Below are 12,181 nucleotides of genomic sequence, written 5' to 3'. Positions count from 1 at the left end.
TCATGGCAGAAGATGACCAGATGTGGCGTGTCAGCGGGCTCCATCGGTTTCAGGTGGTGCGCTGTGTTGTGACGGGGCATCGAGATCGTTTCGGTGTCGAAGTTTCGATCACTGACCCGGAGTCCAGCGTCCCGGCCTTCATCGATTTCGTGATGCTGAGTGACGATATTCGACACCCGAAGCCGGCTGATTTTCCTGAGGTCGGCAGCGTATTCGACGCCGTGACCCTGGACTTCATGCCCGGGGGCGAACTCCGCCTGTCGGCCCGTGCTTCCTCTGTTGCGCGTCAGCGAGCGCGCGACACGGAGAGCTGAGTGTCTTCACGGTGAGCCTGGAAGCCCCGCTGATTCCTTCGGTCGGGGGTCTACGGTGATTGGCAGTGGTTGTGGCTATTGTCTCCGGCTCCCTCGGTCTCGACGTTCACCGGCAATACCGGCTCTCCGCCCCCTCCCTCCTCGCTGCCGGCCTCGTTGGGCCGAGGGTGCGAGACGAAGCCCACCCCAGGGCGCTGCCGTCGCGACACGCCCCCAAATGGCGGTGACACTCCGTCGTATGTCGAATACCGTTGCGTAGCACGGGGGTTCGACCAGGGAGGATGAGGGGGCGTGATGGGCCTGCCGGGGCAGATTGCGACGCGATGGGGCGGTTGCTGTGAGCTCGCTACGCGAGTAGCGGAGCCCAGACCCGCCCTTGGGGTCGCCCTGCCCGGGGAGGGCACCCGATGAGTGGTGGGGGCGGCAGCAAGGAGCCGGACCTCAAGCTGGACAAGGAAGCCTTACAGGACATCACCAAGGGTCTGCGGGCGGCCATCAGCGAGTTGAAGGACATCGGGTCGGCGACGGATGCGGTGATGGGGTCGGGGTTCGAGGAGTTGTCGCTGACGTCGATGGAGGCGGGGCACAACGGCCTTGCGAAGGACTTCGAGGACTTCTGTGAGCGCTGGGAGTGGGGGGTGCGCGGCCTGATCCAGGACGCGAACAAGCTGGCCAAGAAGGTGGGCCTCGCGGCGGGGATGCAGTGGGAGGAGGACCGGTACATCGAGGGCACGTACAAGGTCGTGGCGAACTCGGTGGCCGGTAACCCGCATCTGAGCGAGGAGGAAGTCACCCAGAAGGAGTGGGGTGAGCTGTTCTCGGGGGACACCTGGCGCCCGGACTACAGCAAGGAGTCGTACGAGAAGGCGAGCGAGGAGATCAAGGGCACCTGGCAGGCCACGGGCGACAAGATCGGTGGCACCAGCCGTATCGCCCAGTACGCCGTCCCGCCCGCTGAGCAAGGTGGCGACCAGGCTGGCGGTGAGGGCTGATGGGTGGACTCGACCTGACGCCCGACTGGGTCGATGACGCGGTCGAAAAGGGCACGGAGGTCATCGGCAACGGCATCGAGTGGGGCGGTAACAAGGTCGCCGACGGCCTGGACAAGGTGGGCTTGGAGGGCGGTGCGGACTGGGTCCGCGACAAGTCCCGCTCGGCGGCGAATCAACTGGGTGCGGATGTCGCCGAGATGCAGTTGGACGAGACCGAGGATCCCAAGAAGCTGATCTTCGGCAGTGCGGGCAAGATCCGTTCGACGGCAGGCCATCTGCGGGATTTCAAGAAGGCGTTCAACGACGTCGGGGACGGCCTGAAGCGGCTGGACTCCGCGCACTGGAAGGGCAAGGCGGCGGACGCGTTCCGCGAGGAGGTGGCGGTCGAGCCGAAGAAGTGGTTCAAGGCTGCCGACGCGTGTGAGAAGGCCGCGCTCGCGATGGAGACGTTCGCGGGCACGGTGGAGTGGGCGCAGCTCCAGGCGCAGGAGGCGATTGACGCCTACAAGGCCGCGAAGAAGGCGTCGAAGGACGCGGTGACGGCTTACAACGAGCAGGTCGTGGCGTACAACGCGGCCGTCGAGGACGGCAAGGACGCCTGCAAGCCGGAGAAGTTCCACGACCCGGGCCCGGGCAAGGCCAAGCTGGCGCAGCAGAAGCTGGACGAGGCCCGCCGCCAGCGCAACGAGGCGGCGGACACGGCCCGTACGGCTGTGAAGGCCGCGCGGGACGCTGCGCCGCCCAAGCCGTCGTACTTCGAGCAGGCCGAGGACGGCCTGACCGGCCTGAAGCTGGATGCGACGCATTTCACGGCGGGTGTTATCAAGGGCGGCGCGGGGATCTTCGGCTTCGCGCGCAGCCTCAACCCGCTGGACCCGTACAACATCACGCACCCAGCCGAGTACGCGACGGGCCTGAACAACACCGCGGCGGGGCTGGTCAACCTGGCCAACGACCCCTACGGCACGGGCAAGCAGGCGCTGGACGGATTCGCCAAGGATCCAGCGGAGGGCTTGGGCAGGCTCGTCCCCGAGGCGGTGGGCGCCAAGGGAATCGGCGCGGCCCGGAAGGGTGCCACGGCGGGCAAGTACGCCCGACCGCGGGGCAGGATCCGGGAATCGCTGCGCAAGTGGGGGAGGAAGGCGCTCGGCCGCAAAGAGAAAGAGACCGGAGGGTCGGACCCGATCGACCTGGCGACGGGAAAGATGTTCCTGCCGCAGACGGACGTGACGCTGCCCGGTGTGCTGCCGCTGGTGTTCACCCGCCGCGTGGAGTCCGGCTACACCGAAGGCCGCTGGTTCGGCCCCTCATGGTCGAGCACCACAGACCAGCGCCTGGAGATCGACGCCGAAGGTGTCGTCTTCCTGACCGAGGACGGCATGATGCTGTCCTACCCGCACCCCGCCCCCGGCCTGCCGACCCGCCCTGACACAGGCCCCCGCTGGCCGCTGGATCGGGACGAGCGCGGTGACTACACCGTGACCGACCCGTCTGCCGGTCACGTCCTCCACTTCACCGGCCCGAGCGGCGGAGCTGATGGAACCGCGCGGCTGGAGCAGATATCGGACCGCTTCGGCAACTTCATCACCTTCGAATACGAGGACGATGTGCCCACGAGCATCGTTCACTCCGCCGGCTACCACCTGAAGCTGACCACTCAGGACGGCAGAATCACGGCTCTCCACCTGGCAGCCGCGGCTCCAGACGGCTCGGACCAGGAGCTGATCCGCTACGGCTACGCCGACGGCAACCTCACCGAGGTCATCAACTCCTCTGGTCTGCCGCTGCGGTTCGAGTACGACGACGAGCGCCGGGTCATCTCTTGGACCGACACCAACGACCGCCGCTACGACTACGTCTACGACAACCGCGACCGCTGCATCGCGGAAGGCGGCGAAGCGGGCCACATGGCCCTGCGCGTCGACTACGACCAGATCGACCAGGCCACCGGCCACCGCATTACGACCCTCACGACGGCTGACGGCCATGCCACCCGCTACCTGGTCAACGACTCCTACCAGATTGTTGCCGAGACCAATCCCCTCGGTCACACCGCCCGCACTACCTACGACCGCCACGACCGGGTCCTGACCCGAACCGACCCCCTGGGTCACACCACTGCCTACACGTACGACGAGGCAGGCAACCTCACAAAGATCACGGGCCCGGACGGTCATGAGAGCACCGCCACGTACAACGCCCTGGGCTTACCAACGTCCCTGACCGGCCCGGACGGCGCTACGTGGAGCCAGACCTACGACGGTGCGGGCCACCGCACCAGCGTCACCGACCCGGCCGGCCACACGACCCGCTACGCCTACGACGACCACGGCCAATTGATCGCCGTCACTGATGCGCTAGGGCAAACCACAGGCGTGATGTGTGACCTGGCGGGTCTGCCGGTGGAGATCACCGATCCACTTGGCGCCACCACCCGCTACCAGCGCGACGCCTTCGGGCGCCCGGTGGTCCTCACCGACCCCCTGGGCCACACCACACACCTGCGGTGGACGGTCGAGGGCATGCTGGCCGCTCGCATCAACCCGGACGGGACGACGGAGAGCTGGACGTACGACGGCGAGGGCAACTGCACGCAGGGGGTTGATGCGGTGGGTGGGGTGACCTCGTACGAATACACCCACTTCGACCTGCTGGCGGCCCGAACGGGACCGGACGGTGTCCGCTACGCGTTCGAGCACGACGCCTCCCTGCACCTGACCCAGGTCACGAACCCCCAGGGTCTGACCTGGTCCTACGAGTACGACCCGGCCGGCCGCCTAGTCGCGGAGACGGACTTCGACGGCCGCACCCTGACCTACACCCATGACGCGGCAGACCGCCTCACGACGCACACCAACCCAATGGGTCAGACCGTCTACTTCGAGCACGACGGTGCGGGCCGCGTCGCCAGCAAGAACGTCGAAGGCCGCGTCACCCAGTACACCTACGACCCCGCAGGCCGCCTCCTCCAGGCCACCGGCCCCGATTCCGAGGTGGTCTACCAGCGGGACCGCATGGGCCGGGTCAAGGCCGAAATGATCAATGGTCGCGTCCTGACCCACACCTACGACGCCTTAGGCCGCCGCACCCGGCGCACCACCCCCAGCGGCGCCACCACCACGTACACCTACGACGCGGCGGGCAACCGCACCACACTCACCGCCTCCGGCCACACCGTTGCCTTTGACCATGACGCCGCAGGCCGCGAGGTCAACCGCCGCATCGGGGACGAGCTGTCCCTGTCCCAGATTTGGGACCCAGCTGGCCGCCTCACGGAACAGGCCCTGACGGGACCGACCGTCGGAACGGTCCAGCGCCGCGCCTACACCTACCGTGCCGATGGTTACGTCACGGCGATCGACGACCAGCTCTCTGGCCTGCGCACCTTCGAACTTGACGCGGCAGGCCGAGTCACCACAGTTCAGGCGCTGGACTGGACTGAAAGGTACGCATACGACGAGGCGGGCAACCAGACCCACGCCGGTTGGCCCAGCGCGCATCCCGCCCAGGAAGCAACCGGCACCCGCGCCTACACCGGCACGCGCATCACCCGCGCGGGCAACATCCGCTACGAACACGACGACACGGGCCGTCTCACCCTTCGCCAGAAGACCCGGCTGTCCAAGAAGCCCGACACCTGGCGCTACACCTGGGATGCTGAGGACCGCCTCACCACTGTCACCACACCCGACGGAACGGTGTGGCGCTACCTGTACGACCCTTTCGGCCGCCGCACTGCCAAACAACGCCTCGCGGCCGACGGCGAAACGATCGCCGAACAGGTGGACTTCACCTGGGACGGCCCTACCCTCATCGAACAAACCACCACCACGCCCGACCTTCCTCATCCCGTCACCCTCACCTGGGACCACGACGGCCTGCACCCCATCGCCCAGACCGAGCGCATCACCGAGGCCACCACCCAGCAGGAGATCGACCAGCGCTTCTTCGCCATCGTCACGGATCTCGTCGGCACGCCCACGGAACTCATCGACGAGTCCGGCGACATTGCCTGGCACACCCGCGCCACTCTGTGGGGCACCACCACCTGGGCCGCCACCAGCACCACGTACACACCGCTCCGTTTCCCCGGCCAGTACTACGACCCGGAAACCGGCCTCCACTACAACCACCACCGCTACTACGACCCCACCACCGCCCGCTACCTCACCCCGGACCCTCTCGGGCTAAAACCTGCGCCCAATCCGCAGAGCTACGTTGTCAACCCCACGCATGCAACAGATTCACTAGGCCTTGCAGCGTCCTGCGACGGAGGCAAACCGCAACATGTCACCGACACTCAGCAGGAGCTGGCAAACAAGCGTGTGACGACGGGACGCGGCTTCGATCAGAATGGGAACCCTGTCGCTCCTGAGATAACGAGCGGAAATGACGATTTGGCCGATTCTGTCAATCGGTATCTGGCCCACTCTCCAGATGTTCCCAAGCTACCGGTCCCGGGCGCGAAGTTTGCCTCAGCTGCGCACGTTGAGACGAAATATGCCATGTGGATGAGGCAGAACAACGTCACCGAGATGCAGGTAGTCATCAACAACAACTATGTGTGCGGTCCACCCATGGGGTGTCAGACGATGGTGTCGGCGGTGCTGCCCCGCGGCTCGACCATGACTGTGTGGTACGTAGGATCAGACGTACCGATCGTGCTGAAGGGAGTGGCAGCGTCTTGATCCTCAATGCCGTAATTCATGGGCGGTATCACTACGCCCAGACGTGGGTGGAAATGGAAGAGCTGATCGCCGAGGTTGTCGAGAACTCGATTCCGGAGCAGCCTGGGCCGGGCATCAATCCGGGCGAGGATGCTTGTTTTATGTTTGCCCGCGATCGGCATAGCGCTGAGACGTTCTCGTGGTGGCCCGACAATTACCTGCGCATCGCGGTTAATCCGGAGACCGGTTACGGGGCATTGGTCTGGTTTGTTAGCGCGGAACGCCATGCCGAACCTGACGACGAGATCTCGAAGCACTTCTGGGTGTCGGATAACCCGAATCCCCCGGATTTCGATCCGCGAGTTGTCTCCGACCCGGGTTATCCAAAGTTCCACGATCCGCGGAGCACTCTTCCTATCGCCCAGGTGCGTGCGGCCCTTGAGGAATTCTGTCGCGAGGGCACAGGAAACAGGCCCCAAAGAATCCGATGGGTCACAGGGGAAATGGATGGGCAACGCCACGACATCTCTGCCAACTCCGACTGAGGTTGATCGGTCCCTTCTCGTTGGAGAGTGTGTGAGTTACTGGTCAAATGGGTGGTCGAAGCGGCCCGATTTGGCCGTGCGTATGAAGACGCCGAGGGCGGCGGGGGTGGTGGTGAGGATGATGTCGGGGTCGTCGCTCTCGCGGATCAAGATGGCGTCCGAGGTGGGGGCGGACACATAGAGGCAGTTGGATCCTTCGTGGCTGTAGGACGATTTTCGCCAGGCAGCGAGGGCGGGCATGGCCTCTCCTTGTCAGATACTCCGTGCGATGTGGTGGATGAGGTCGCGGGACGCGTCTTGCTTGAGCGCGTAGCTCTCGAACCGTTCCAGCACGCTTCGGTATTTCGCGAGATGTGCCGTCGCGTCGAGTAGTTGTGCGCCGAGGTCCGTGTCGAGTGAGACGGTATCGAGCTGAGGGACTGAACCGCCGAAGTAGTCAATAGGCTGGCCGGAACCAGGCAGGGGTCCTGCGCCGAATGGGATCACTACTACGTTGATGTTGTCCCGTTCGCTCATGTCGATGAGATGTCGAAGCTGAGCGCGGGCTACGGCAGGGCCTCCATACTCCAGGTGCAGGGCCGCTTCGTGGATGATCGCTGTGAAGGGTGTTGGGTCCTCCCCGTGAAGGATGCCTTGTCGTTTGATCCTGTATGACAGGCGGTGTTCTACCTCGTGTGCCGGAGGTGGCGGCACAGTGGAGTCGAAGAGCGCGCGAGCATGGTCCCTGGTCTGGAGCAGTCCGGGAATGTGGACCATGGTGGCGACGCGTACGAAAGTGGCGTGATGCTCCAGCTCGGCGAGGTCGAGCAGCCCCGTCGGCAGCACCTCCCGGTCCTGCTCCCACCAGCCCCGGGTCTGTCTCCCGGTCATCTGAGTCAGCGCCTCGATCAGCTCCTGATCCCCGCAGTTGTACAGACTGGCCAGTGCTCGGACCCGGTCCGCGCTCACCGCATAGCGCCCGGCCTCGATGCTGCTGACGCGTGACTGGCTTGCGCCGAAGTGCGTACCGGCCTCGGTGGCGGACATGTCCGTACGTTCGCGGAGCCTGCGCAACTCGGCGCCGAGGCGCCGTTGTCGCACGGTCGGTGGGCGGCTGGTCGGGGCCATGAGCGATCTCTCCCTGATCGGTCGAGGCGTACGTTGTCACCCTAACGGGCGTACTTGGGCTCCATTCGCGCTAGGCATGGGATGCAGTCCACATTTCACGCTACGGTGTGACCCAAGCCACTTTCGGCTGGCGATGTCGCGCCACCGTATGTGCACGGCTTCGCCTTGGTCCAATTCCCCTCCTGATCGGGAGACTTCCATGGCCAATGAACCCCCGTTCGACATCGACAAAGAGCTGTGCGAACTCGCCCTGGACAACGCCCCGCGCGTCTTCGCCGTCACCGTCCAGTACGAGGTGGCCCCAGGCGAGCCCGACGCGACCATCGCCGCCTGGGGGCTGGCCTACGGCGACGGAAGCGCCCACGTCGTCACCCTGGACGGCCGACACCGCCTCAGCCTCAAGTCGCCCGACCGCGCCACCTGGTGGTTTGGCCGTCAGGACAACACCACCGCCCGGCTGCTCTGGTTCGCCGCGCCCTCCGCGCCCAGCTTCGAGGCGGCCGAGGCTGCCTGAGACACCGACGGGCCGCGCCACCCCCACGGGGCGACGCGGCCCGAGCCTGAACGCATCCGCTACGCCAGCAGCTCAACCTCCGCCAGCGTCGCCTTCCCCTCCGGCACCAGCCGGTACCGCTCGTACGACCCCGGCGACCGCACCGAGAAGACCCGCGTCTGCTTGTCCCATGCGAAGGACTCGTCCGAGCGCCGGTCCACGTCCGTCCACTTCTCGCCGTCGTGGGAGCCCTGGAGTACCCAGCCCGATGGGGCCTTCGACCGATCCCCGGGTGACGTCAGCGTGTATTGGACCGCCCGGGAGGGCTCGGCCACCGGAAGGTCAACCGACTCGAACGACGCCTCCGTCCCCGACGTGTCATCCAGCAACGCCGAACCCCCGCCCGGCGGCACCGTCACATCGTGGCGCGGCGTCGGGACCTTGTCGTCCGTCGTAATCGATCTAGGCGCTGCGCCCTTCCCCGTGCCCCACTTCGTGGGCTTAGCGCCCATGTCGAAGTCCAGCGTCCCGCCCCGGGCGAGTACGTCATGGGGCAGAGCGGTCGAGTTCCAGGGCTTGCCGTTCACCTTCAGGCCCTGGATGTACACATTCCGCGCGCTGTTCTTCGGGGCCCGGACGACCAGGTCGCGGCCGTTCTCCAGGTGCACCGTGGCCTTGGTGAACAAGGGGGAGCCCACCGCGTACTCGGAGCCGCCCATGACCAGCGGGTAGAACCCCAGGGCGCTGAAGATGTACCACCCGGACTGCTCGCCGTTGTCCTCGTCGCCGTGGTAGCCCTGGCCGATTTCGCTGCCGAGGTAGAGGCGGGAGAGGACTTCGCGGACCTTCTCCTGGGTCTTCCAGGGTTGGCCGGCCGCGTCGTACATGTATGCCGCGTGGTGGGCGACCTGGTTGCTGTGGCCGTACATGCCCATGCGGACGTCGCGGGCCTCGGTCATCTCGTGGATGACGCCGTTGTAGGAACCGGCGAATTCAGGGGAGGCGGTTTCGGGGGTGGAGAAGTAGGTGTCGAGCTTCTTGGCGAGCCCGGACCGGCCGCCGTAGAGGTTGGCTAGGCCCCGGCTGTCCTGGGGGGCCGTGAAGGCGTAGCCCCAGCCGTTGGTCTCGGTGTAGTCGTAGCCCCAGATCCGGGGGTCGTACTTCTCGGACTCCACGCGCCATTGGCCGTCCGCGTCCTTGCCCTGGAAGAAGCCCGCCTTGTCGTCGAAGAGCTTGACGTAGTTCTGGGCGCGGCGCAGGAAGTACTCGGACTCCTCCTTGTAGCGGGCCTTCTTGGTCTTCTCGTAGAGCGCCTTGCCCATCTTCGCGAGGCCGAAGTCGTTGACATAGCCCTCCAGCGCCCAGGACAGGCCCTCGTGGGCCTTGGTCGTGGTGTAGCCGAGGAAGACGGACGTGTCCATGCCCTTGCGGCCGACCCCCGATGAGGGCGGGACGGTGGTGGCGTTCTTGAGGGCGGCCTCGTACGCGGCCTCGGCGTCGAAGCGGACGCCCTTGAGGTAGGCGTCGGCGAAGGCGACGTCCGAGCTGGTGCCGGTCATCAGGTCGGCGTAGCCGGGGGAGGACCAGCGGGAGATCCAGCCGCCGTCCTTGTACTGCTGGACGAAGCCGTCGACCATCTTTCCGGCCCGGGCCGGGGTCAGCAGGGAGTACGCGGGCCAGGTGGTGCGGTAGGTGTCCCAGAAGCCGTTGTTGACGTAGACCTGGCCGTCGACGATCTTGGCGCCGGTGTGGGTCGGGGTGTTCTCGCCGACCGGCTCGGAGAATGCGCTGGCGTATTGATACTTGGGCTTGTCCGTGGTGCCCGTGTTCTCGAAACCGGAATTGGGATAGAGGTACAGCCGGTAGAGGTTCGAGTAGAGGGTGGTGAGCTGGTCGCGGGTCGCGCCCGCTACCTCGATCCTTCCCAGGATGTTGTCCCAGGCCGTCTGTGCATGGTCCTTGACCTGGGTGAAGGACGCGGACGCGGGGATTTCGCGGTCCAGGTTCGTTTTCGCCTGGTCCAGGCTTATCAGGGACGTGGCGATCCGTAGCGTGACCGTACGGTCCGCGCCGGGCTTGAAGCGGAAGTATCCGGTGACGTCCTGCCCGCCCCCGCCGGACAGCTTGCCGCCCGCGCTCACGGGCGCGTCGAAGACGCCGTACACGAACATGCGGCCCGACCCTGGGTTGCGGTCGCTTTTGACGTCGGAGTAGCCGGTGACGACGCCTTTCTCGGCGTCCAGGCTCAGCCCGCCGTCCCCGGTGACGTTGTCGAAGATGACGCTCGCGTCGTCGCCGGGGTATGTGAACCGCATCAGCGCGGCGTGGTCGGTGGGGGTGATCTCCGCCTTGAGGCCGTTCTCGAAGGTCACACCGTAGTAGTGCGGCCTGGCGGTCTCATTGGTGTGACGGAAGGGGAGGGCGCGGGCTGTGCGTCCGGCGTCGGGGGTGCCGGTGGCGGTGGACGGCATCAGCTGGAAGGTCTGCCGGTCGCCCATCCAGGGGCTCGGCTCATGACTGGCGCTGAAGGCCTGGATGGTGGGGAGGTTGTCGTCATTGTTGCCGCGGGCGTACTCGTACAGCCAGCTGCGTGAGCCCGCGTTGGTCATCGGGGTCCAGAAGTTGAAGCCGTTCGGGACTGCGGTGGCCGGGAAGTTGTTGCCGCGGGAGAAGCTGCCGCTGGAGTTGGTGCCACGGGTGGTGACCGCGTAGTCGGAGAGGTGCTTGAGGCGCTTCTCGGGGGCCTTGGCGGCGATGGAGATGTCGTCGACCCAGCCCCGGAACTTCGCCGGGCCCTTGGGCGAGTCGTACGCGACCAGGACGCGGTCGATCGTCTTGCCCGCCGCGACCGCGCCGATCCGCGACTCCTTGTGGTTCCACTGGTTGACGTACAGCGTCTTGGAGGCGGCCTGGCCCTGGGGGCTCAGCCGGGCGCCGTGCTGGTCGACGGCGCCGGGCAGGTCGCTCAGGTAGGTGCCGTCGGTGAAGGCGAGGTCGACGGAGACGTGGGTGGCCGGATAGTTGAGGTCGGTCTCCGGCATCGAGGGGAAGATCCGGTACGAGAGCAGGGTGTCGCGGGTGACGGCCGTGTTCACGTCGAAGATCTTGTTGTACGAGTACGCCCGGCCGTCCGGCTTGTGGGTGCCCGCGTAGAGGAGGGCGTGGGTGCCGGTGAAGCCGGCGTCCGCCTTGGCGGTGGGGGAGCCGGCCGGGCCGCTGTCGACCTGCGTGCGCATATCGGCGGGGGCGGGCGGGGCGGTGTCGGCGGTGGCGAGCTGCAGCTCGGCGAGTTGCACGATGTCTTCGCCGGCGTTGCGGGTGATCTCCAGCCGGTAGTGCTGGTACGCCGTCTCGTTGTCGAAGGCGAACTCGCGGGTCTGCTGGCGCGCGGAGAAGGTCTGGTTCTCGCGGGTGTCGAGGGTCTTCCAGTCGGAGCCGTCGGCGGAGCCCTTGAGGGTCCAGTCGGCGGGGTCGCGGCCGGGGACGTCGTTGGCGGAGGTGAGGGCGTAGCGGACGGCCTTGACCGGGTCCTTGAGGTCGAATTCCAGCCAGGCGGTCTTCTCGAAGACCAGCCACTTGGTGCTGGACTCTCCGTCGACGAGGTTCTCCTTCACCTCGCCGCCCTCGCTGTTCTCCCCGTTGGCCCGGACCGCGGTCACCTTGTCGGTGACATTGCCGGGGATGCCGTTGCTGTAGCCGCCGTCGACCCCCGAGGCCTTCTTCTCGCCGTCGGGGCCCGTCTCCACCGTGTTGCGCCAGTCCGGTTGCGGGTCGTTCGATTCGAAGGACGACGCGAAGGATGACTTGGCGGACGACTTGGCGGACGTGGCGGTGGGCTCGGCGTGCGCGGCTGCCGCCGCGCCCTGGGCCGTCAGCGTCAGCACAACGGCCGCCACCAGGGCGGCCGGTCGTCGGGGTGCGTGCCATGGTCTGGGGCTGGGGCGTCTCAGTCGCATGCTCCGCCTCTCCACGAGCTAGACAACGTTGTCAGTTGCGTCGGGCAGAGTTAAGTAGGGAGGCTGCGCCCCAGCGGTGTCAAGGCGGTGTCACGGATGTGTGGGGG

At 66.4% G+C, this 12,181-nt stretch carries 8 protein-coding genes; 5 read left to right on the top strand and 3 right to left on the bottom strand.

Going from position 1 to position 12,181, the window contains the following annotated elements; all coding sequences use genetic code 11:
- Positions 1-2: 2 nt before the first annotated feature.
- The 4 genes from ACH4U7_RS17260 (at position 3) to ACH4U7_RS17245 (ending at position 6,518) form a co-directional block, all read left to right on the top strand.
- The gene (locus tag ACH4U7_RS17260; protein ID WP_398528734.1) at positions 3-314 is read left to right on the top strand and encodes a hypothetical protein; all 312 of its coding nucleotides are present in this window, start codon (positions 3-5) and stop codon (positions 312-314) included.
- 407 nt (positions 315-721) lie between these two features.
- Positions 722-1,306 carry a hypothetical protein gene (locus tag ACH4U7_RS17255; RefSeq protein WP_398528733.1) on the top strand — a complete coding sequence of 195 codons (585 nt, stop codon included), beginning with the start codon at positions 722-724 and terminating at the stop codon, positions 1,304-1,306.
- Complete coding sequence (locus ACH4U7_RS17250) at positions 1,306-5,994, top strand: putative T7SS-secreted protein (RefSeq protein ID WP_398528732.1); 4,689 nt, start codon at positions 1,306-1,308, stop codon at positions 5,992-5,994. Before ACH4U7_RS17255 ends, ACH4U7_RS17250 begins: the two co-directional genes overlap by 1 nt.
- Complete coding sequence (locus ACH4U7_RS17245) at positions 5,991-6,518, top strand: Imm1 family immunity protein (RefSeq protein WP_398528731.1); 528 nt, start codon at positions 5,991-5,993, stop codon at positions 6,516-6,518. The genes ACH4U7_RS17250 and ACH4U7_RS17245 overlap by 4 nt, the downstream gene beginning before the upstream one ends.
- A gap of 36 nt (positions 6,519-6,554) precedes the next feature.
- Here ACH4U7_RS17245 and ACH4U7_RS17240 read toward each other — a convergent pair whose 3' ends face one another.
- Together ACH4U7_RS17240 and ACH4U7_RS17235 are read right to left on the bottom strand one after the other, a co-directional pair.
- On the bottom strand, positions 6,555-6,758 hold the full coding sequence (locus ACH4U7_RS17240) for a DUF397 domain-containing protein (RefSeq protein ID WP_398528730.1): 204 nt from the start codon (positions 6,756-6,758) through the stop codon (positions 6,555-6,557).
- A 12-nt stretch (positions 6,759-6,770) separates the two neighbouring features.
- Positions 6,771-7,625 (bottom strand): helix-turn-helix domain-containing protein, encoded by an 855-nt coding sequence (locus ACH4U7_RS17235; RefSeq protein WP_398528729.1) that lies wholly within the window; start codon positions 7,623-7,625, stop codon positions 6,771-6,773.
- A gap of 199 nt (positions 7,626-7,824) precedes the next feature.
- On the opposite strand from ACH4U7_RS17235, the gene ACH4U7_RS17230 reads away from it, so the two are divergent.
- Positions 7,825-8,139: a hypothetical protein gene (locus ACH4U7_RS17230; protein ID WP_398528728.1), complete on the top strand. Its 315-nt coding sequence runs from the start codon at positions 7,825-7,827 to the stop codon at positions 8,137-8,139.
- A gap of 59 nt (positions 8,140-8,198) precedes the next feature.
- On the opposite strand, the gene ACH4U7_RS17225 is transcribed toward ACH4U7_RS17230, so the two are convergent.
- Positions 8,199-12,074 (bottom strand): GH92 family glycosyl hydrolase, encoded by a 3,876-nt coding sequence (locus ACH4U7_RS17225; protein ID WP_398528727.1) that lies wholly within the window; start codon positions 12,072-12,074, stop codon positions 8,199-8,201.
- Positions 12,075-12,181: the final 107 nt, after the last annotated feature.

It is taken from the genome of Streptomyces sp. NPDC020845, assembly GCF_044334165.1.
Lineage (GTDB): Bacteria > Actinomycetota > Actinomycetes > Streptomycetales > Streptomycetaceae > Streptomyces.
This window is presented reverse-complemented; position numbering and strand designations above follow the sequence as displayed.